The organism is Rhodoferax sp. TH121, assembly GCF_002251855.1.
In the GTDB taxonomy this organism is placed as follows: Bacteria; Pseudomonadota; Gammaproteobacteria; order Burkholderiales; family Burkholderiaceae_C; genus Allorhodoferax.
The window spans coordinates 195599-216050 of record NZ_NOXW01000020.1; the positions used below are offsets into that span (position 1 = coordinate 195599).

Sequence of the window (20452 nt, forward strand, 5' to 3'; positions counted from 1 at the left end):
GTGAGGGCGCAAGTGCTCCTGATTTAGGTGCTGCTTGCGCATATTTCACGTGGTTTTTGGCGTTATTTGCGTGATTTTCGCGTGTTCATCCAATGGTCCAGTGACACGGCCAGCAGCAGGATGGCGCCTTTGATGACGTCCTGCCAGTAGACCGACACGTCCAGCAAAATCAGCGAGCTGGTCACCACCGACAGCAGGGCCAGGCCCAGCACCGCACCGTAGATGGTGCCGGAGCCACCCTTGAGGCTGGCCCCGCCAATCACCGCTGCAGCTATGACGTTGAGCTCCATACCCACGCCGAAGGTGGGCGTGGCGGCACCAAAGCGGGCGGTGTAGATGACCCCGGCAATGCCCGACATGGTGGCGCACAACACGGTGACCCACAGTTTGACCTTGTTGACGTTGATGCCCGCATACATGGCGGCGCGCTCGTTGCTGCCGGTGTAGAACACCTTGCGGAACAGTGTGGACTTGCGCAGCACAAAGTCGCTCACGATGACGATAGCCGCAAAGATCAGGATCACGATGGGCACTCCGCCCACCGTGCCCTGGCCGATGGCCTTGAACGCCGGTGGAAGGGCGAATAGCGACTGTGGTGTGCCCTGAGTTACAGCCAGGCTCAGGCCGCGCGCGATGACCATGAAGGCCAGCGAGGCGATGAAGTGGCTCAGGCCAATCTTGGTGACGCACAGCCCCATGCACAGGCCGATGAAGGCGCTGGCGGCAATGGCGATGAGACTGGCTGACCACGGGTCCAGGCCCATGAGGAACAGGGCCCCGACGATGACCATGGCCAGGCAGACAACAGAGCCGACTGCCAAGTCGATCCCCCCCACGATGAGCAGCACCGTCATGCCGACGACCACGATGCCTTCGATGGCAAAGGACAGCAGCATGGCACGGATGTTTTCCCAGGTCAGGAAAAACTCGGAGGCAAAGGACATGGCTGTGCACAGCACGGCGATGATGACGATGAGGCCCGCTTCGCGGAGGTTGCTGGTTTTGAGTTTCATGGGGTCTTATTCCTGGGTCAGGCCCGAGGCCAGACGCAAAATCGATTCTTCGGTGGTGGCTTCGGCGCGTAGTTCGCCCACCACGCTGCCGTGGCGGATGACCAGGGTGCGGTCGCACAGGCCAATGATTTCGGGCAACTCTGAGGAGATCACAGCCACGCCCACGCCGTCGTTGGCCAGCTGGCGTAGCACCTGGTGGATCTCGGCCTTGGCGCCCACATCGACACCGCGGGTGGGCTCGTCCATGAAGATCACCTTGGGGTTGGTGGCCAGCAGCTTGGCAATGGCCACCTTTTGCTGGTTGCCGCCCGACAGGCTGTCGGCGTTGGCGGCCACGCTGCTGGCCTTGAGCTTCAGGCGCCGGCCCAGCCGTTCTGCCTGTTCAGTTTCCTTGGCTGCGTCCACCGTGAAGAACTTGGACCGCACGCGGGCGAGTGCCATGGAGGCAATGTTGGACCGGATGGGCAGTTCCAGGAACACCCCCTCCGACTTGCGGTCCTCGCTGAGGTAGGCAATGCCGTGCGCCAGCGCGCGCTGGTAGTTGCGGGTGTCCACGGGCTTGCCGTGCAGCACCACGCTGCCACCGGTTTGGGGCGTGATGCCGCAAATGACCTTGGCAATTTCGGAGCGGCCCGCGCCCATGAGGCCGGCAATGCCCAGTATCTCGCCAGGCCGTATCTGCAGCGAGACGGACTTGACCAAGTCCGCATCGCTGATGTCCTTCACGTCGAGCAGCGGCTCGGTTCCCACGGCGGTGGATTTTTCCGGGTAGTAGCTGCCCAGTTCACGCCCCACCATCTTCTTGATCAGTTCGTCGGGCGTAGTGTCTGCGATGGTGCCGGTGAATACGCTGGCACCATCGCGCAGCACTGTCACATGCGAGCAGTGTTCAAAGATCTCGGCCATGCGGTGGCTGATGTAGATGATGCCAATGCCCGCATCGGCCAGTTCATGCAGCACCTTGAACAGCGCCTGGGACTCCACCTCGGTCAGGGCCGCCGTCGGCTCGTCCAGGATGAGGATCTTGCAGTCCAGCGCCAGCGCCTTGGCAATCTCCACCAGTTGCTGGTTGGACAGGCTCAGGTTCTCTACCAGGGTGGCGGTGTCCAGGTCTTTACCCAGGCGCTGTAACAGGGCGCGAGCACGCGCCTGCAAGCCGGCGTAGTCCATCAGCAGCCGGGGCGACTGGTTAACTTCGCACATGAAAATATTCTCGGCCACGCTGGCGCAGCCGCAGAGTGAAATTTCCTGGTGCACCAGCGAGATCCCGAGCTGCGCTGCATGCCCGGGATCCTTGATGCAAACCGGCCCCCCCTCCATCAGGAGCTGTCCGGTATCGGGTTGCAGAATGCCGTCGATCACCTTCATCAGGGTGGATTTGCCTGCACCGTTTTCTCCGCAGACGGCGTGGATTTGTCCCTTGTCCAACGAAAAATCAATCCCCGCCAGTGCATGGGTCGCACCAAATGATTTCCTGATTCCACGTAATTCGAGCAGCATCCTCAGTCCTTACTCGTTGATACCCTTGGTCCCGCGACGGCTCAGGTATTTGTCCCAGTAGAAGTCATCCGCATTCGCCTTGGTCACCACCGAGAGGCCGTTGTCCAGGAAGGGCACCGACATGGGGTTGCGACCCGCGCGTTTGGCGTCGTTCATGGGGTCGATCAGCGCCGTGTTCTTCGCCATGAACAGCAGCATCATGCCCGCGAAACCCTGCATGCCCTGGTTGGGGTTGATGGAGCCGAACACGTCGCCCGACTTGATCATGTCCAGGATCTTGGCGTTCACGTCGCAGCACATCACCTTGATGTCCTTCTTCGATTCGACCTTGGCCTGCGCCGCACCCAATGCGGTGTTGGCTTCTGGCATGAACAGGGCGCCCAGGTTGGGGTTGGCCTGAATCAGGCTTTGCACGGCTTGGTAAGCCTTGTTGGCGTCCTGGTTGGTAGCGGCACGGCCCACCAACTTCATGTTCGGGTACTTGGACTTCATGCGGTCCACAAAGGCCGTGATGCGGCGGTCGTGGTTGTCCTGGCCGGGGTTTTCCAACACGGCGTATTCGCCCTTGCCGCCCATGGCGGTGGCAATCGCATCGGCAGCGGCTGCGCCTTCACGGAAGTTGTCGGAGGTGACAAAGGACACGCGCTGGGAGTTGGGGGAGTCTGCAGCAAACGTGACCACCGGAATGCCCATGGCCGTTGCGCGGGCGATGGGCTCGATAAACGGGTCCGGGTTCATGGGGTGCAGAAAGATGCCGGCTGGCTTGCGCGCCAGTTGCTGCTCAAAGGACGCGAGCTGCTTGTTCACATCGTATTCTGGTGTGCCCGAGTAGCGGGTTTTCACGCCCAGCGATTTGCCCAATGACTTGAACATTTCGTAAACAGGGAACCAGTATTCCACCCCGCTCACCATCACGTTCATCACGTAGGTGTCATTGGGGTTGCCACGCAGGCCCACAGCATTTGCAGTCTGTGCAAACGCGCCCAACGATGCCATTCCAGCACCTGCAGCCGCAGCTGTCTTCAGAAAATCACGCCTCATTTCGACTCCTTCATTGCTTTTGGAAAGTTGCTTGTCTGGTCCGCTCTATGACATGAAACATGGTTTTGTTGTCATGACAGGATTGAATGTAAGGCACAAAAAATAACTGGAATATAAGGAGAAACCCGTACAAATTCACTGAATTGCCTTGATAAGATGTAATGACATGTTTGTGTTTGAGAGGATTTTGAGAATGGTGACCAGCGGGTACTTCGGCAGCGCATTCCAAGCGGGGGTTGCATGAGCGACTTTGACTACATCGTGGTGGGAGGTGGAACGGCCGGCGCCTTGCTGGCCAACCGGCTCAGTGCTGACCCGCACAATGCGGTTTTGCTGGTGGAGGCCGGCGGCCGTGACCGCTACCACTGGATTCATATCCCGGTCGGTTACCTGTACTGCATCAACAATCCCAAGACCGACTGGTGCTTTCGCACCGAGCCCGACCCTGGCCTGAACGGCCGCGCGCTGATCTACCCGCGCGGCAAGACGCTGGGCGGCTGCTCCAGCATCAACGGAATGATCTACATGCGCGGTCAGTCGCGTGATTACGACGGCTGGGCCGAGCAACTGCGGGACGCGCAATGGAACTGGTCGTCCTGCCTGCCGTTTTTCAAGCAACACGAGTGGCACCACCGGCTGGACGCGAACCCGCAGGCCCCGCACTTTCCGACGGCAGACTTCCATGGTGGCCAGGGCGAATGGCGCGTGGAGCGGCAGCGCCTGCGCTGGGAGCTGCTCGATGCGTTTGCCCGCGCGGCGCAACAGGCGGGTATTCCCAGCAGTGACGACTTCAATACCGGCAGCAACGAAGGTGTGGGCTACTTCGAGGTCAACCAGAAATCGGGCCTGCGCTGGAATACCTCCAAGGCTTTTCTGAACGCGGATGTGCGCCGCCGGCCCAACCTCACCATCTGGACCAATACCCAGGCCAGCAAGCTGCTGCTGGCGCGCGACGCCCAAGGCGCCCGGGTGTGCCGGGGGCTGGAGGTGCTGCGCCAGGGTCACACGCTTGCACTCACGGCCCGCAAGGAAGTGGTGCTGTGTGCGGGCGCCATTGGCACGCCGCAGCTCTTGCAGCTGTCAGGCCTGGGGCCTGCCGAGCTGTTGGCCAAACATGGCATTCCCGTGGTGCAGGCCATGGAAGGTGTGGGCCAAAACTTGCAGGACCACCTGCAGATTCGCGCGGTCTACACCGTGCAGAACGCGCTCACGCTCAACACCCTGGCCAATTCGCTCTGGGGAAAGTTCAAGATCGGCATGCAGTACGCGCTCTTGCGCAGCGGGCCCATGAGCATGTCGCCCTCACAGCTGGGCGTGTTCACCCGCAGCGATGCAGCGCGCGTGCACCCCAACATCCAGTTCCATGTGCAGCCGCTGAGCCTGGAGGCCTTTGGCCAACCACTGCACCGCTTTCCGGCGCTCACGGCCAGCGTTTGCAACCTGAACCCCAGCAGCCGCGGACAGGTGGCCATCCGCTCGAAGGACTGCACCATAGCCCCGGCCATTGCGCCCAACTACCTGAGCACGCAGGACGACCAGCAGGTGGCCGCAGACTCTCTGCGCGTGGCGCGCCGCATTCTTGAGCAGCCTGCCATGCAGCCCTATGCGCCGGTGGAGTACAAGCCCGGCGTGCAGTACCAGACCGACAGCGAATTGATTGCGTTGGCCGGCGACATTGCTACCACCATCTTCCACCCCGTGGGCACCGCCAAGATGGGCTTGGCTACCGATGCCATGGCGGTCACCGACAGCCGCTTGCGCGTGCACGGCGTGCGCGGCCTGCGCATTGCAGATGCCAGTGCCATGCCCACCATCGTGAGTGGCAATACCAACAGCCCCACCTTGATGATGGCCGAGAAGGCCGCGGCCTGGATACGCACGGGCGAATGAAGCCGAAGGAGATAAGACCCCATGCCCATCGTCAACTTGCACATCGTGCGTGGCCTCAGCGTCGAACAGAAACGCACCTTGGTGGCAGAGATCACCCAGACCCTGGCCCGGGTGGCTGGCGCAAAGCCGGCCAGAACCCACATCGTCATCCAGGAGGTGGCCGATGAGGATTGGGGGCTGGAAGGGCAGCTGGTATTGGACCGAAGGGCCGCACCGCCAGCGACGGCGTAGGCAACGGCCTGTGCCGCAAAGAGGTAGAGATTCAGGCCTGGGTGCGTACGTGCAGGCGGGTGTTCTGGCAGCGGTGCAGCGCAACGTAGTGCTCCACGGCGCGTCCGTCTTTGGTGTAAGCGACAGACTCGATGCGCAGCAGCGGCTCCAGCGTTTCCAGCTGCAGCAGCTCCATGGTCTCGGCGTCCGGCAGCACGGCGTCAATCCAGCGTTCGGCCTTGGCCACATGCAGGCCGTACTGGCGGCGTAGCACCTCGTAGAGCGATTTGTCCTCCAGCCGGATTTTGTGCAGCTCGGGTGCCACATCGGTGGGAATGGCGGTGCTGACCAGCAGGCGGATGTTGCCGTCCACGCTGCGCAGGCGCTGCAGGGATGTGACCTCGGCGTTGCTCTGCAGGCCCAGTGCCAGGGCTTCTTTTTCTTCCGGTGCGCGCTGGCTTTGGTGCAGCACCTGGGTCTTGACCACGCGGCCCTTGAGCGCCATTTCGTCGGAGAAGCCTAGCACCATGGAAATGAAGTCTTCATCGCGCTTGGGGGTGGAAATGAAAGCGCCCTTGCCCTTGATTTTGTAGATCAACCCGCTGCGTACCAGGTCGGAGAGCGTCTCGCGCACCACGATGCGCGAGATGCCGTAGATCTCGCCCAGCTCTGCTTCCGAGGGGAGTTGCGCGTTCACGCCCAATTCCCCTGTGACGATCTGCTGGCGCAGGATGTCGCGCAGCTGGATCCACAAGGGGGTGCCGCTATCGCGTTGCAGATGCAGGGGTTGTGAGCTCACACGCAGCCTTTCTTCTAATGGACTTCCGCCAATCGCCGCACATGGTGTTTGTTGACAAGAATGGCGCGGCACCGGTTGAGTTCGAAGTCTTTCCTGTCGATGCCCCAGCCCAGCTCTTCGCTGGCGGCCTGGGCCAGGGTCTCCAGCGCTGTGGCATCCAGATGGCCCAGAAAGGCCGCCAGGCTGCGGTGCAGCACCAGATCGGACAAGTGGACCACCCCGGTCAGGCGGCACAGGCGACGCAGGGATTGTATGTCCCCCCCATCGAAGCCCAGGTCGGTGGCGGGAATGGGCAGGCCGGCGGTGGATACCGCTCGCGTCTTGCCCAGCAGTGCCAGCACCGCATCGGTGGCCTCCTCGGCCAGGGCGCGGAAGGTGGTCCACTTGCCACCTACCAGGTTCACCACCGCAATGGCGCGCGCTGCCTGCGGGCCGTCCACGATGACATGGTGGTCGCGCGAAATCTTGCCGGGTGTGCCCGGCGCGGCATTGCGTGAATGCAGCGTGGCCAGTGGCCGCACGCCGACAAAGGTATAGACGATCTGCTCACGCGCAAAGTGCAGGCGTGGGAACACCTCGTGCAGCACGGCCAGCAGGTAGTCGATCTCGGAGGCATCGGTCTGCACCCGGTCGGGGTCGGTCACGGGAATGTCGGTGGAGCCGGCCAGTACGCGCCCGTTGAAGGGGTAGACGATGCACACCCGCCCGTCCTTGGCCTCGAAATACACCATGCGGCCCTGCAGCGCGGCCAGCAGCGCCGGGTGGTCCAGCACCAGGTGTGAGCCCTTGGTGCCCACCAGGCGTCCGCCCGGCACGCTGAACAGGGTGCTGAGCTGTTCCAGCCACGCGCCGGTGGCGTTGACCACCGTGTCGGCCGTCACATGCACCTCGGTGTCCAGCACGGTGTCGCGCAGCGTGAGCCGCTGGCCGTGCAAGGCGGTCAGGGCGCAATGGTTGCTGACCACCGAACGGCGCTGGGCGCGGTGGCCATCGGCAATCAGCTCGTGCATCAGGCGTTCGGGATGGGTGATCCAGGCGTCGTAGAAGTGGGCGGTCCAGCGCACGTCGTCTGCCAGCAGCGCCTTGTCTGCGGCGCTGGTCGCTTGCACATGGTGCCCGGGCAGCGAGCGATTTTTGCGGCCCATCAGCGCGTACAGCATGAGGCCCAGCCACACGGCCAGCACCCCGCGCGAGCGTGCGGGCGGGTGTGCGCCAAAGAAGCGCAGCACGCTGCCAAACAGCCCTCCAAGCCGGGAGGACAGCGGTATCACCGTGTGCAAGGGCTGCACCAGGTGTGGCGCGGTGCGCAGCAGGTTGTTGCGTTCCTGGGCCGACTCCTGCACCAGTGAGAACTCGGCATTCTCCAGGTAGCGCAGGCCACCATGGATCATGCGCGAGGGGGCGCTGCTGGCGCCACTGCCCACGTCGCCCTTGTCAATCAGCAGGCATTCCACACCCTGCAGGCACAGGTCCCGGAAGACGCCAATGCCATTGATGCCGGCACCGACGATGACCACCGGAAAGTGGCGCCCGTCGATGCTGGTAGGGCGGGTATGGGGGTGTGCCTCGGGGGAGGCGGCTGAGGGCGAGGGCGTGGCGTGCATGCAGGGCGGGTTCATTCAAGGGGCTGGTTCAGCCGGGCAAAGATGGGTGCCATGTCGGTCCGCAGGGCTTCAAAGCTGGCCAGGTACTGGCGGTAAAAGCTGCGCAGCCCCTCGGTGGGCTGCACGGTCTGCAGCGTGGCCTGCAGTGGCTGCGTGGCGTGGCCCAAGGATGCGGCTGCAAACATGGCTGCGCCGCGCGCGCCACTCTCGTCCGCACCCGGGGTGAGTACCTGGCAGTCAAGCAGCGTGGCCAGCAGGGCGCTGAGCCGCGCATCGGCCGCGCCGCCGCCCAGTGCAAACAGGCGCGTACGCGGCAGGCCGCTGGCGGCCAGGGCGTTGAGGCTTTGTGCGTGCAGGGCCAAGACGCCCTCCACTGCGGCACGTGCCATATCCGCCCGCGTATGGAAGGCGCGTAGGCCCAGAAAGCCCGCACTCGCATCGCCGCCCCCGTTGATGAAGGGCAGGTAGCGCAGGCCGTTGGCACCCGGTGGTGAGGCGAAGGCGGCATCAATCAGCTCTGGGGCCGACAGCCGCAGGGTGCCGCCTAGCCATGTGGTGTTGGCCATGGCGGCGGCGCTGTTGTGCATATACATGACGGCGCTGCCCCCATCCAGCAGCACCACATTGCTGATGCTGGGCGAACCCGCTTGCAGAAAGCGGGCGATGGAACCGTCGATGGGCCCCACGGCGGCGTTGACGCACCAGGTGCCCAGCACGGCGGCCGTGTCTCCCGCCTGGGTGGCACCCACACCGGCCATGGCGCCATACAGGTCGATCGCCCCCATGGCGATGGGAATGCCGGCGGACAAGCCGGTGGATGCGGCCACCTGTGGCAGCAGCGGGCCCAGCGGGCTGCCGCTGTCCTGCAGGCGCGCCAGCAAGCCGGGTTGCCAGGCCGCGCTGTCGGCTACGGCAAAGGCGTGCGCGGCAGGGCGCCGGCTGGTGCTGTCCAGCAGGCCAGCGGTGCTGGCGTCGCTGTAGTCGGTGGCGCGCGCACCGCACAAGACCATGGCCACATAGTCCTTGGCGAAGAACAGGGTGTGCGCCTGCTGGAAGGCGTCTGGCCGGCGGCTGGCGATGTCGGCTGCAATCATCGCGGGTTGCCCCGACCAGGGGCCGGTGCCCACACTGGCAAACAGCGCACCGGCTTCGCGCCGGGCCAAGGCATTGGAAATGGGGGTGGCGCGCTGGTCCGTGGAGGACACGGCAAAGTCGTCCTGCAGTGCGCCCTCAGCGTCCACCACATACAAGCCGCCCCCATGGCCCACACAGGCCATGGCCGCCACCTGGGCTGCCCGTGCGCCCAGTTGCCAGCCCACCTGGGCCAGCACGTCCAGGATGAGGGGGCGTAGCACGGTGCCGGGCACCTGGCACAGCCCCGAGGCCGCGCGCTGCCAGGGAATGGCCGCACCGGCCTGTGCCAGCACGGCTCCCGAGCTCCCGTCAAACGCCGCAATTTTCAGACTCGTGGAGCCGAGGTCCAGGCCTATGTAGATATGACTTGCCATGCAAAAGCGCCTTGTTGTTTTGATTACTTGTCATTACAGCACAGGATGCGCTGGTTTGCCAATACTAGGGTAAACCTCTATAAAAAACCTACATATGGACCGATAAACTCCTCGACATGTCATGACAACTAGGTGTCAATGGCATGTGTCCACAGCATGCAAACAATGGAAAGAACATGAAGCAAAGCGTATTGGGAACGTCGGGAATCCAGTGCTCCGGCGTCGGCCTGGGCACCTGGGCCATGGGCGGGTGGATGTGGGGCGGCAATGACGACGGCGCGGCCATCCGATCCATCCATGCCGCACTGGACGCGGGTGTCAATTTCATCGACACCGCGCCGGCCTATGGCCTGGGCCACGCCGAAACCCTGGTGGGCACCGCCCTCCGGGGCCGGCGCGACCAGGTGGTCTTGGCCACCAAATGTGGGCTGGTGTGGCACACCCAGCGCGGCACCTTGTTCTTTAACGAAGAGGGCAAGGATGTGTACCGCTACCTGGGCAAGGATTCGATTGCGTACGAGGTGGAGCAAAGCCTGGCCCGCCTGAAGACCGACTACATCGACCTGTACTTCACCCACTGGCAGGACGCCACCACGCCCATTGCCGAAACCATGGGAGCGCTGCTGGCGTTGAAGAAACAAGGAAAAATTCGCGCCATCGGCATCAGCAATGCCGACGAGGCCATCCTGGCCGAGTACCTGCGTTATGGCCCGGTGGATGCCATTCAGGAGCGCTACAGCCTGCTGGACCGTGGCATCGAAAAAGACCTGCTTCCCCTGTGCAGGGCCAACCAGGTTTCGGTGCACGGCTACTCGTCGCTGGCGCTGGGGCTGCTGGCCGGCCCCATCGACCCCGCGCGCGTTTTCGGGGGCGACGACCAGCGAAAAGATAACCCCCGCTTCAGCGCAGCCAACCGCGCACACTTGGTGGATTTCTTCGCCGCGGTGGAGCCCATCCGCGCGGTCCACGGCTGCAGCTATGGGCAACTCATGATTGCCTGGTCCCTGTCCAACGTGGACGTGGCCTTGTGCGGCGCCCGCACACCCGCGCAGGCGCAAGACAACGCCGGTGCTGGCGCCATCACGCTGGCCCCCGGGGAGTTGCAGGCCATTGCCGCCGCCCAGACCCATTTGCACACCATTGTTTAAAGGAAAACCCATGAAAGAGATTCGCCTCCAACGGCTGTTCCAAAACGGCGGCTGTCTGGATATCGCCATTGACCACGGTGTCTGCAACGAGCCCTCGTTTCTGGACGGGCTGGAAGATATGCCCGCGGTGGTGGATGCACTGGTCAGCGCGCAGCCCGACGCCATCCAGATGAACTACGGCCAGGCCGACCTGCTGCAGCGCCGCCCGGGCCGCACCAAGCCCGCGCTGGTGATGCGCGTGGACATGGGCAACCCCTACAACGCCACCACCCATCGGGTGATGTGGGCACTTCTGCAGAACAAGAACGATCCGGTGTTGCCTGCAGTGCAGATGGATGCGGCCTGTGTGGTGGTCAACCTCTTTATGCTGCCCAATGAGCCCGACCTGTTCCGCCAGTGCGTGGAGAACATCTCTATCGTGCGTGCCGACTGCGACAAATACGGCATGCCCCTGATGATCGAACCGCTGGTGATGCGCCCGCACAGCGAAAAGGGTGGCTACATGGTGGACGGCGACGCCGAGAAGATCGTCACCCTGGTGCGCCTGGCGCGCGAGATGGGTGCCGACATCATCAAGGCCGACCCCACGGCCGATGCGAACGAATTCCACCGTGTGGTGGAAGCCGCCCGCTGCCCGGTGCTGGTGCGCGGCGGCGGCCGCGAAGACCTGCGCCAGGTCTTCGCCCGCTCTCGCACCCTGTTGGACCAGGGCGCCGTCGGCATGGTCTATGGCCGCAATGTGTACCAACACGCAAGCCCCAAAGCCGTGGTCAAAGCCCTGATGGCCATGATCCATAACGGGGCCAGTGCGGAAGATGCCTGGGCGTTGTACGAAGGCAAGTAGACAAAGCCAGAAACAAAAACAGCTCCTAAATTAGGAGCTGTTAGCGCAGTATTCATAAAGGCTAGAGCCCTATTTGACTACTATTTCTGCTCTGCAGCAGGCTCCGTCCAACCGCCGCCCAGCACCTTGTACAAGGTCACCAGGTTTTGCAGTTGCAGCGCCTGCACTTGCACCACCGCTTGTTGCGCGGTGAACAGCGAGCGCTGGGCGTCCAGCACGTCGAAGGAGCTGGCCACGCCGTTCTGGAAGCGCAGGTCGGTCAGGCCCATGCGGGTCTTTTCGGCTTCCAGTTGGGCGGTCTGCGCTTGCAGTTGCTCGCCCAGCGTGGCGCGCCCGGCCAGGGCGTCGGCCACTTCGCGGAATCCGGTCTGGATGGCTTTCTCGTACTGGGCCACCGCAATCTCCTTGTTCACCTTCGCAGCTTCCAGGTTGGCCTGGTTGCGGCCCGCGTCAAACAGGGGCATCAACAACTGGGGCACAAAACTCCAGGCGCTGGTGCCATTGCTGAACAGCTGCTCCAAGTCGTTGCTGGCTACGCCGGCGCTGGCCGTGAGCGTGATGCGCGGGAAGAAGGCCGCGCGTGCCGCGCCGATGTTGGCGTTCAGGGCGAGCAGGTTTTGTTCGGCCTGGCGCACATCGGGGCGGCGTACCAGCAGCTCTGAGGGCACACCGGCCGGCAGGTCGGCCACCAAGCCTTGCTCTGCCATGGACAAGCCGGCGGGCAGGTCGGTGGGCAGGGGCTGGCCGATCAGCAGCACCAGGGCGTTTTCGTCCTGGGCGCGCTGGCGGGTCAGTTGTGCCAGCGACACCTTGGCCGCCTCCAGCAGGCTTTGCGCGCTGCTGAGGTCCAGCTTGGACGCTGCATCGTTGTCAAACTTGAGCTGCATGAGGCGCAGGCTTTCCTGGCGCGTCTTCAGCGTCTCGCGGGTGGCGCGCAGCAGTTCGTCGTCGGCCAGCAGGTTCAGGTAGGTATTGGCCACCGACGCGATCAGGCTGATCTGCACCGTCTTGCGGGCTTCCTCAGAACCCAGCAGCTGGGCTTGGGCGGCCTGGCTGAGTGCGCGCACGCGGCCAAAAAAGTCCAGCTCGTAGGCGGTGACTGACAGGCCCGCGGTGTAGCTGCTGGTGACGGCGCCGTTGGCGGCTGGGCCGCGGCTGCCGTTGATGCCGGCGTTCACCGTGGGCAGCTGGTCTGCGCGCGCCACTTGCAGCTTGGCGCGGGTCTGCTCGATGTTGAGCGCGGCCACGCGCAGGTCGCGGTTGTTTTCCAAGGACAGCTCAATCAGACGCTTGAGGCGCGCATCTTTGAAGAAGGCTTGCCATTCGGTCTCGGCGGCACTGCGTGCGTTGGCCTCGGCCGTGGGCAGCGCAGGGGCGGCGGCCACGGTGGGGAAGCTCTCGGCCACCGGTGCCGCAGGGCGGCTGAAGGTGGGGATGAAGCTGCAACCGGCCAGCCACAGCGCGGCTGACAGGGTGGCCAGGCGCAAGGCCGGGCGTGTAATAGAAGGCTTACTCATGGGAATCCACTCCGATCTGGTGTCCGTGTTCTGCGTCAAATTGGCGCTGGCGTTCGCTGCCCTTGAAGATGCTGCGCACCACCACAAAGAAGATGGGCACAAAAAACACCGCGAGGACCGTGCCTACCGCCATGCCACCGATCACACCGGTGCCAATGGCGCGCTGGCTGGCCGAACCCGCACCGCTGGCAATGGCCAGGGGCAGCACCCCCAGCATGAAGGCCATGGAGGTCATCACGATGGGGCGGAAGCGCATGTGCGCCGCGGCCAGGGCCGACTCGATCACGCTCTTGCCCTGGGCCTGCAGGTCCTTGGCAAATTCAATAATCAAAATCGCGTTTTTGGCCGACAAACCGATGATGGTGATCAGGCCCACCTGGAAGTACACGTCATTGGCGTAGCCGCGGAACAGCGTGGCCAACACCACACCCAGCACACCGAGCGGCACCACCAAGATCACCGACAGCGGGATGGACCAGCTCTCGTACAGCGCTGCCAGGCACAAGAAGACCGCCAGGATGGCAAACGCGTAGAGGATGGTGGCTTGTGAGCCGGCCTGCTTCTCTTGGCGCGACTGGCCGGTCCATTCAAAGCCGAAGCCGGCAGGCAGTTTGGCCGCCAGCTTTTCCATCTCGTCCATGGCGGCACCCGTGCTGAAGCCAGGGGCTGCAGCACCGCTGATGCGTACGGCGGGGTAGCCGTTGTAGCGCACGGTTTGCATGGCGCCCTTGATCCAGCGCGTGCTGGCAAAGGCGGACAGCGGCACGGCTTTGCCCTGGTTGTTGATGGCGTTGAACTTCAGGATGTCGTCGGGCTGCATACGCGCGGTGGCGTCGGCCTGCACCACCACGCGTTGCAGGCGGCCCGCATTGGGGAAGTCATTGATGTAGCTCGACCCCAGCGCCGTGGAGATGGTGCTGTTGATCGAATCAAAACCCACACCCAGGGCGCTGGCCTTGTCGCGGTCAATGTCGATCTGCAACTGCGGCGCGTCTTCCAGGCCGTCGGGGCGCACCTGGGCCAGCACCTTGCTTTGCGAGGCCATGCCCAGCAGCTGGTTGCGTGCGCCAATCAGCGCGTCGTGGCCCTTGCCACCGCGGTCTTGCAGGCGGAATGTGAAGCCCGAGGCGGAGCCCAGCTCAGGGATGGGTGGGGGGCTGAGCGGGAAGATGAACGCGTCGCGGATACCCATGAGTGCCCCAAAGGCGCGGCCTGCCAAGGCCTCGGCCGACTGGCCGGGGCCCGGGCGCTCGGCCCAGTCCTTGAGCGTCACAAAGCCCAGCGCCGCGTTTTGGCCCTGGCCCGAGAAGCTGAAGCCCAGCACGGCGACCATGCTTTGCACTTCGGGTTGTTTCAGGATGAAACCTTCCACCTGCTGCATCACATTGAGCGTGCGCTCTTGGGTAGCGCCCGGGGGCAGTTGCACGTTCACGATGATGGAGCCTTGGTCTTCACCGGGCAAAAAGGACGTGGGCAGGCGCATATAGACCACCGCCACGGCACCGATGATGGCCGCGTAGATAACGAGATAACGGCCAGCCTTCTTGAGCAGGCGCATAACCACGCTCTCGTAGCCCTTGGCGGTACTGTTGAAGCGGCGGTTGAACCAGCCGAAGAAGCCGGTCTTGGCATGCGCGTGGCCAGCCTCCACGGGCTTGAGCAGCGTGGCGCACAGCGCGGGTGTGAGCGACAGGGCCAGGAAGGCCGAGAACGCGATGGAGCTGACCATCACCGCCGAGAACTGGCGGTAGATATTGCCTACCGAGCCGCTGAAGAAAGCCAGCGGCACAAACACCGCAATCAGCACCACGGTCACGCCCACAATGGCGCCCGAGATCTGGCCCATGGCCTTTTTGGTGGCCTGCAGCGGCGGCAGGCCTTCTTCGCTCATGATGCGTTCGACGTTCTCCACCACCACGATGGCGTCGTCCACCACGATACCAATCACCAGCACCATGCCGAACATGGTCAGCACGTTGATGGACATGCCCAGCGCCAGCAGTGTGGCAAAGGTACCCAGCAGCGCCACGGGCACCACGATGGTCGGGATGATGGTGTAGCGCCAGTTCTGCAAGAACAAGAACATCACCAGGAACACCAGCACCACGGCTTCGACCAGGGTTTGGGCCACTTGGGTGATGGAGATCTGCACGAAGCGCGAGCTGTCGTAGGGAATGCTCCACTTCACACCGGCGGGGAAGTAGCTTTGCAGCTGTTCCATGCGCTCACGCACCGCCTTGGCTGCGGCCATGGCATTGCCGCTGGGCGACAGCTGCACGCCGATACCTACGGCAGGCTTGCCGTTCAGGCGGGCCGAGGTGGCGTAGCCCTGAGCACCCAGCTCGATGCGGGCCACGTCTTTGAGGCGCACGGCGGAGCCATCGGCGTTGGAGCGTAGGGCGATGTTGCCAAACTGCGCGACGCTGCCCAGCTGGCCGTTGACCACCACGGTGGCAGCAATGCTCTGGCCGGTGATGTTGGGCAGGTCACCAATGGCACCCGACGACACCTGGGCGTTTTGCGCGCGGATGGCGGCATTCACTTCGGCGGTGGACAGGTTGAAGGCCGCCAATTTGGCGGGGTCCACCCAGACGCGCATGGCGCGCTCGGTACCGAACAGCTGGGCCTGGCCGATGCCGGGCAGGCGTTGCAGCTCGGGCACGATATTGCGCGAGGCGTAGTCACCGAGCTGGACCGTGTCGAGCTCTGGGTTGTCCGAGGACAACATGGTGAACAGCAAGAAGTTGGCGCGCGATTTGTCTACGCGCACACCTTGTTGTGTCACCGCCGCAGGCAAGCGCGGGCTGGCGCGCGACAGACGGTTTTGCACGTCCACTTGGGCCAGGTCGGCGTTGGTGCCGGTCTCAAAGGTCAGCGTGAGGCTGCCGGAGCCGTCGGCCTGAGCCACCGACTCCATGTAGATCAGGCCGGGTGAGCCGTTCATTTCGCGTTCGATGACGGACAGCACGCTGTCCTCCAGCGTCTGCGCGGAGGCGCCGGGGTAGGCGGTGTTGATGACGATGGACGGCGGGGCCACGGGCGGGTACTGCGAGATGGGCAGCTGTGTGATCGCCACGCCGCCCATCACCAGGATGAACAGCGAGATCACCCATGCAAAGATGGGGCGCTTGATAAAAAACTGGGCCATGGAAAAGTGCCTCGTGTGTACTTATTTGCCCGCGGCCGATGCGGCTGCGGCAGGGGCGGATGCAGGGGCTGCAGGCGCACCGGCAGCGGCTGGCGCAGCGCCCGTCCAGGGCACGGCTTTCACCGGGGCGCCGGGAACCATCATTTTCTGGAAGCCATCCACGATGACCTGGTCGCCTTCTTTCAGGCCATCCAGAATCACCCATTGGTTGTTTTGCGCGTTGCCCACCTTCACCGGGCGGGGGCCGGGTTTGCCGTCCGCTCCCACGACCAGCACGGTGTCACCTTGGTTGGTGCGGGTCACGGCTTGCTGGGGCAGCAAGATGCCGGAAGGCAGTTCCGCCTGCGACAGGCGCACACGCACGTACTGGCCGGGCAACAGCAGACCGTCGGCGTTGGGCACCTCGGCGCGCAAGGTGATCTGGCCGCTGGTAGTGTCCACCGTCAGGTCGCTGAACAACAGCTTGCCGGGTTTGGCCAGTTCGGTGCCGTCTTCCAGCACCACGCGCACGGGCACCGATCCATCACCGGCCGCACGCAACTGCTTGGAGGCAATGGCCTTGCGCAGGCGCAGTACATCGGTGCTGCTCTGGGTGAAGTTCACGTAGACGGTGGCCGTTTGCTGGATCACGGCCATCTGGGTGGCTTCGGTGGCGCTGACCAAGGCACCTTCGGTCACCAGCGACTGGCCAATGCGGCCCGAGATGGGGGCGGTGATGTTGGCGTAATTCAGGTTGATGCGGGCGGTTTGCACGGCCGCCTTGGCCGTGGCCAGGTCGGCTTCGGCCTGGCGCTGGGCGGTCACCAGGGTGGTGTATTCCTGCTTGCTGACAGCGTTGGCTTCCATCAGCGGCTTGTAGCGCTCGGCCTGGGCGGTGGTCTGGGCCACATTGGCCTGGGCCTTGGCCACGCTGGCTTCGGCGCTTTCCAGGCTGGCGCGGTAGGGGGCGGCGTCGATCTGGTAGAGCACCTGGCCGGCCTTCACTTCGCTGCCTTCACGGAACAGGCGTTGCAGAACTACGCCGTTGACCCGCGCGCGCACCTGCGCCACCCGCACGGCGCTCACGCGGCCGGGCAGCTCGGACTGCAGGGCCACGGACTGGGAGGCCACGGTGACCACGCCGACTTCGGCTGGGGGCATGCCGCCGCCAGGTCCGCCGGCCGCAGGGGCGCCGTCTTTGGCACCACAAGCGACCAGGGCAACGGCCAAGGGAATGGCCAGCAGGGCCACGCGGCCGGTAGAGGTAAGGGGCGCACGGCCCTGGGTCTGACGGAACAGCGACATACAGATTTCCCTTGTGACAAAGGTGGTTGGGGAGGCAATTGGGGGAAGGGCTTGCCGGCGGTTTGATCTAGGGCAAACCCTCAATAAAAACGCAACCCTACCGCGGCAATGGCAGGTAGTATACATACATGCAAGAATGTATGTTTATAAAAACCTACAATTCCCACACAGCTCTATGAGGTCAAACCATGGCCCGCAAAACCAAAGAAGACGCCCTCGCCACCCGTGAATTGATCCTCGACGCCGCGGAACGTGTGTTCCACCAGCGCGGGGTGTCACGCACCTCCCTGCAAGAAATTGCCAAGGACGCCGGCCTCACCCGTGGTGCCATTTACTGGCATTTTGAGAACAAGGGTGAGCTCTTCCACGCCATGATGGAGCGCGTCACGCTGCCCATGATGGCGCGCATGACCGAGATCACCCCGGACGACGAGGAGCGTCCTTTGGACAAGATTCGGCGCAACACGGCCTCGGCCTTGCACCAAATTGCCCAAGATCCCCAGGTGCGCCGGGTGTTCGAGATTGCCACCCAGAAGGTGGAATACGTAGACGAGTTGCTGAGCATGCGCGAGCGCCACATTGCCGGGCGCAACGACTGCATTGACGACATGCACCGCCTGTTGCAGCTGGCCCGTGACAAAGGCCATGTTCGCCGTGAAATGGACGTTCGCCATGCCACGCTGGGCCTGTTTGCCTTGATTGGCGGGCTCAAGTACAACTGGCTGCTGGACCCGCAGGCCTTCGACCTGGAGCAGGTTGGCATGGCCACGCTGGATGCCTACCTGGCCGGCTTGCAGGTGCCAAGCGCGGTTTGATGCAAGATTTTGCTATCTATTTGGTAGCTATTTGCGCAGTATCTACGGGGTATGGCGGTCTATTTGGCCATAAAACTGCTGCAGCACGGCAGCGGTGGCCGCATCGGCAGGCAAAAAGGTTTCCAGTGCCAGCTCTTGCAACGTGATATCGATGGGTGAGCCAAAAATCGTCACCGTGCTGATGAAGTTCAGCTGGCCATGGGCCGTGTCCAGCTGAAAGGGCATGACCACGCCCCGTGTTTCGCCCTGCAGGTGCACCCGGTCCGGGCCGTGGCTGGCGCCATAACTTTGCAATTCTTCCAATAGCGTCTGCAGCGCCGCATCGCCCGTGCTGTGGATCTGCTGGCGCAGACGCTCAAACAGATGGTGTTTCCACTGGCCCAGGTTGGCAATCTGCGGCGCCAGGCCCTGCGGGTGCAGGCTTAGGCGCAGCACGTTCACAGGTGGTTGCAGCAGCGCTGGCGCCACACCTGCCAGAAACACCGGCACCATGCGATTGGCGGCCACCATGTTCCAGTGACGGTCCATGGCCAGTGCGGGGTAGGGCTCGTGGCAGCGCAGGATCAGCTCCACGGCCGCACGCGCCTCGGCCATGTCGGGGTGGTCCAACGGGCGTTCGCGGTACATGGCGGCGTAGCCCGCGCTGGTGAGCAGCTGGTTGCGTTCGCGCAGCGGCACTTCCAGCCGTTCGGCCAGGCGCAGCACCATTTCGCGGCTGGGCACGGAGCGGTCGGTTTCCAGAAAACTCATGTGCCGGGTGGAGATGTCAGCCTGGTGCGAGAGCTCTTGTTGGCTCAGGCGGCGGTGCTGGCGCCAGTGCCGCAGGCGCTGGCCAAAGCTGGTGGGGGCGGTGAGAGGGGTAGGCATGGCGGCATGGTAGCGCCGTCGCCATTGCACCGGCATGACCTGCGAGGTAATGGCTTTGCCGCGCAGGGCGCCGCACCATGCAGGCTCTTTCAACCCTCAGGAGTTTCTGATGTCTGCTGTTGCTGCTTTCAATTCCTCCATCGGTATCCGCCGTGTGCTGTGGCTGGACGCCATCACCGGCGCGGGTTCGGCCCTCGTGTCCTTGGGCGCTCCGGCGTGGGTCGCCGCCACGCTGGGGCTGCCTGCGGCGCTGGTGCAGGGCTCGGCCTGGCTGGTGCTGGCGTTTGTGGCCCTGATTGGCTGGCTGTTGGCCCAGCCGGTGCTGTCGCTGCGCGGCCTGCGGCTGCTGGCCACGGGCAATGCGGTGTGGGTACTGGCCAGCGTGGCGCTGGTGCTGGCCGGTGGCCTGGGGCTGACATCGCTGGGCGTGGCCTATGTGCTGGCCCAGGCCGCGCTGGTTGCGGTACTGGCAGCGCTGCAGTGGCAGGCCTCACGCAGCCAGCTTGCTACCAATTAAGTAGCTGTTAGCGCAGTATTCTCAGTCTTCAAGAGCATTTTTTACTTGAAAAAGTCCTTGATCGCTGTGCCGGCCTTGTCCAGTGCCCCGCCGACGGATTTCGCCAGGGCGCCCATGTTCACCGCGCTAAGCAGGCGTTTCTCTACCGCGTTGGTGATTTCCAGGCCCAGCTCGCCAGGTGTGAGGCCGCCCTTGGCCTTGCCCAGATCGCGCAGGGCAATGTCGGGCAGGGCGACGGTCACCGTTTGCCCGTTGAGAAAGCTGGCGCTGACCTGTGCCTTGGCGCCGCGAATGACAAACTCCTGCACGATCAGCTTTTTGCCCGGCCCACTGCTGGTCGACGGGCCCAGATACTGCGCAATGTTCTTCTGGATGGCGTCAAAGTTGGTCATGGCGTCACCCTTTTCGTAGGTCACCTCAGGCGCGATTACGGCAATTCTTTTCACCAGCACCACGTCCTTGGTCAGCGAAGCCACGTCCACAGCCAGCTCAATGGTGTCGGCCTTGACGGCATACGGCGTCTTGAAGCCAGCAGGGTTGCCCACGACCAAGCCTTTGAGCATGCCCTGCCCGTCGGTGGCCTTGAGCTTGACCGCGCTCACCCGGACGGAGGCACCGGTCATGGCGCTGCCGTACTTGCCAATGGCCGCCTGCACCAGCCCATCCAGATTGCCGTGCAACCAGAAGGCGCCAGCGGCAATCAGCAGCACGAGCAGGGCAGCAAGGGCGAGCAGAGATTTTTTCATG

Annotated in this window: 17 protein-coding genes; 6 read left to right on the plus strand and 11 right to left on the minus strand. The window is 63.7% G+C overall.

Annotated elements, in window-relative coordinates; translation table 11 throughout:
• Positions 1–62: 62 nt before the first annotated feature.
• Genes CHU94_RS06975 through CHU94_RS06985 form a run of 3 tightly spaced genes read right to left on the minus strand, consistent with a single transcriptional unit; the run spans position 63 to position 3554 of the window.
• Entirely contained in the window at positions 63–1013 is a 951-nt protein-coding gene (locus CHU94_RS06975) for an ABC transporter permease (RefSeq protein WP_094478165.1), read from the minus strand.
• Positions 1014–1019: 6 nt separating this feature from the next.
• Positions 1020–2513: a sugar ABC transporter ATP-binding protein gene (locus CHU94_RS06980; RefSeq protein ID WP_094478167.1), complete on the minus strand. Its 1494-nt coding sequence runs from the start codon at positions 2511–2513 to the stop codon at positions 1020–1022.
• A gap of 9 nt (positions 2514–2522) precedes the next feature.
• Positions 2523–3554 carry a substrate-binding domain-containing protein gene (locus tag CHU94_RS06985; RefSeq protein ID WP_094478169.1) on the minus strand — a complete coding sequence of 344 codons (1032 nt, stop codon included), beginning with the start codon at positions 3552–3554 and terminating at the stop codon, positions 2523–2525.
• A gap of 240 nt (positions 3555–3794) precedes the next feature.
• Here CHU94_RS06985 and CHU94_RS06990 point away from each other — a divergent pair, with 240 nt between their 5' ends.
• Together CHU94_RS06990 and CHU94_RS06995 are read left to right on the plus strand one after the other, a co-directional pair.
• Positions 3795–5444 carry a GMC family oxidoreductase gene (locus CHU94_RS06990; protein ID WP_094478171.1) on the plus strand — a complete coding sequence of 550 codons (1650 nt, stop codon included), beginning with the start codon at positions 3795–3797 and terminating at the stop codon, positions 5442–5444.
• A gap of 21 nt (positions 5445–5465) precedes the next feature.
• Positions 5466–5675: a 4-oxalocrotonate tautomerase family protein gene (locus tag CHU94_RS06995; protein WP_094478173.1), complete on the plus strand. Its 210-nt coding sequence runs from the start codon at positions 5466–5468 to the stop codon at positions 5673–5675.
• 31 nt (positions 5676–5706) lie between these two features.
• Here the strand turns inward: CHU94_RS06995 and CHU94_RS07000 are convergent, their stop codons facing one another.
• The 3 genes from CHU94_RS07000 to CHU94_RS07010 are packed head-to-tail and all read right to left on the minus strand — an operon-like array spanning position 5707 to position 9565.
• Positions 5707–6453, minus strand: coding sequence for a GntR family transcriptional regulator (locus CHU94_RS07000; protein WP_255033875.1), 747 nt, complete (start codon positions 6451–6453; stop codon positions 5707–5709).
• 14 nt (positions 6454–6467) lie between these two features.
• A complete protein-coding gene (locus CHU94_RS07005) occupies positions 6468–8072 on the minus strand; it encodes a glycerol-3-phosphate dehydrogenase/oxidase (protein WP_255033876.1) in 1605 nt (534 codons plus the stop codon).
• Positions 8069–9565: an FGGY-family carbohydrate kinase gene (locus CHU94_RS07010; protein ID WP_094478175.1), complete on the minus strand. Its 1497-nt coding sequence runs from the start codon at positions 9563–9565 to the stop codon at positions 8069–8071. Before CHU94_RS07010 ends, CHU94_RS07005 begins: the two co-directional genes overlap by 4 nt.
• A gap of 176 nt (positions 9566–9741) precedes the next feature.
• Between CHU94_RS07010 and CHU94_RS07015 the strand changes: the two genes are divergently transcribed.
• The gene (locus tag CHU94_RS07015) at positions 9742–10713 is read left to right on the plus strand and encodes an aldo/keto reductase (protein WP_094478177.1); all 972 of its coding nucleotides are present in this window, start codon (positions 9742–9744) and stop codon (positions 10711–10713) included.
• Between the two features lie 10 nt (positions 10714–10723).
• Entirely contained in the window at positions 10724–11557 is an 834-nt protein-coding gene (locus CHU94_RS07020) for a class I fructose-bisphosphate aldolase (protein WP_094478179.1), read from the plus strand.
• Positions 11558–11637: 80 nt separating this feature from the next.
• On the opposite strand, the gene CHU94_RS07025 is transcribed toward CHU94_RS07020, so the two are convergent.
• The 3 genes from CHU94_RS07025 to CHU94_RS07035 are packed head-to-tail and all read right to left on the minus strand — an operon-like array spanning position 11638 to position 17506.
• Positions 11638–13074 (minus strand): efflux transporter outer membrane subunit, encoded by a 1437-nt coding sequence (locus tag CHU94_RS07025; RefSeq protein ID WP_094478181.1) that lies wholly within the window; start codon positions 13072–13074, stop codon positions 11638–11640.
• On the minus strand, positions 13067–16222 hold the full coding sequence (locus CHU94_RS07030) for an efflux RND transporter permease subunit (RefSeq protein ID WP_094478183.1): 3156 nt from the start codon (positions 16220–16222) through the stop codon (positions 13067–13069). Before CHU94_RS07030 ends, CHU94_RS07025 begins: the two co-directional genes overlap by 8 nt.
• A gap of 21 nt (positions 16223–16243) precedes the next feature.
• Positions 16244–17506: an efflux RND transporter periplasmic adaptor subunit gene (locus tag CHU94_RS07035; RefSeq protein ID WP_094478185.1), complete on the minus strand. Its 1263-nt coding sequence runs from the start codon at positions 17504–17506 to the stop codon at positions 16244–16246.
• 188 nt (positions 17507–17694) lie between these two features.
• Here CHU94_RS07035 and CHU94_RS07040 point away from each other — a divergent pair, with 188 nt between their 5' ends.
• Entirely contained in the window at positions 17695–18321 is a 627-nt protein-coding gene (locus CHU94_RS07040) for a TetR family transcriptional regulator (protein ID WP_094478187.1), read from the plus strand.
• A 42-nt stretch (positions 18322–18363) separates the two neighbouring features.
• Here the strand turns inward: CHU94_RS07040 and CHU94_RS07045 are convergent, their stop codons facing one another.
• The gene (locus CHU94_RS07045) at positions 18364–19188 is read right to left on the minus strand and encodes a helix-turn-helix domain-containing protein (protein WP_094479282.1); all 825 of its coding nucleotides are present in this window, start codon (positions 19186–19188) and stop codon (positions 18364–18366) included.
• Positions 19189–19297: 109 nt separating this feature from the next.
• On the opposite strand from CHU94_RS07045, the gene CHU94_RS07050 reads away from it, so the two are divergent.
• A complete protein-coding gene (locus CHU94_RS07050; protein WP_094478189.1) occupies positions 19298–19705 on the plus strand; it encodes a hypothetical protein in 408 nt (135 codons plus the stop codon).
• 41 nt (positions 19706–19746) lie between these two features.
• On the opposite strand, the gene CHU94_RS07055 is transcribed toward CHU94_RS07050, so the two are convergent.
• Positions 19747–20451 (minus strand): hypothetical protein, encoded by a 705-nt coding sequence (locus CHU94_RS07055; protein WP_094478191.1) that lies wholly within the window; start codon positions 20449–20451, stop codon positions 19747–19749.
• Between the last annotated feature and the right edge of the window lies 1 nt (position 20452).

Coding starts and splice junctions, on each gene's coding strand:
- CHU94_RS07040 (WP_094478187.1), top strand. CDS start 17,695: ATGGCCCGCAAAACCAAAGAAGACGCCCTCGCCACCCGTGAATTGATC.
- CHU94_RS07030 (WP_094478183.1), bottom strand. CDS start 16,222: ATGGCCCAGTTTTTTATCAAGCGCCCCATCTTTGCATGGGTGATCTCG.
- CHU94_RS07045 (WP_094479282.1), bottom strand. CDS start 19,188: ATGCCTACCCCTCTCACCGCCCCCACCAGCTTTGGCCAGCGCCTGCGG.
- CHU94_RS07015 (WP_094478177.1), top strand. CDS start 9,742: ATGAAGCAAAGCGTATTGGGAACGTCGGGAATCCAGTGCTCCGGCGTC.
- CHU94_RS06995 (WP_094478173.1), top strand. CDS start 5,466: ATGCCCATCGTCAACTTGCACATCGTGCGTGGCCTCAGCGTCGAACAG.
- CHU94_RS06985 (WP_094478169.1), bottom strand. CDS start 3,554: ATGAGGCGTGATTTTCTGAAGACAGCTGCGGCTGCAGGTGCTGGAATG.
- CHU94_RS06975 (WP_094478165.1), bottom strand. CDS start 1,013: ATGAAACTCAAAACCAGCAACCTCCGCGAAGCGGGCCTCATCGTCATC.
- CHU94_RS07020 (WP_094478179.1), top strand. CDS start 10,724: ATGAAAGAGATTCGCCTCCAACGGCTGTTCCAAAACGGCGGCTGTCTG.
- CHU94_RS07055 (WP_094478191.1), bottom strand. CDS start 20,451: ATGAAAAAATCTCTGCTCGCCCTTGCTGCCCTGCTCGTGCTGCTGATT.
- CHU94_RS07025 (WP_094478181.1), bottom strand. CDS start 13,074: ATGAGTAAGCCTTCTATTACACGCCCGGCCTTGCGCCTGGCCACCCTG.
- CHU94_RS06990 (WP_094478171.1), top strand. CDS start 3,795: ATGAGCGACTTTGACTACATCGTGGTGGGAGGTGGAACGGCCGGCGCC.
- CHU94_RS07035 (WP_094478185.1), bottom strand. CDS start 17,506: ATGTCGCTGTTCCGTCAGACCCAGGGCCGTGCGCCCCTTACCTCTACC.
- CHU94_RS07050 (WP_094478189.1), top strand. CDS start 19,298: ATGTCTGCTGTTGCTGCTTTCAATTCCTCCATCGGTATCCGCCGTGTG.
- CHU94_RS07005 (WP_255033876.1), bottom strand. CDS start 8,072: ATGAACCCGCCCTGCATGCACGCCACGCCCTCGCCCTCAGCCGCCTCC.
- CHU94_RS06980 (WP_094478167.1), bottom strand. CDS start 2,513: ATGCTGCTCGAATTACGTGGAATCAGGAAATCATTTGGTGCGACCCAT.
- CHU94_RS07010 (WP_094478175.1), bottom strand. CDS start 9,565: ATGGCAAGTCATATCTACATAGGCCTGGACCTCGGCTCCACGAGTCTG.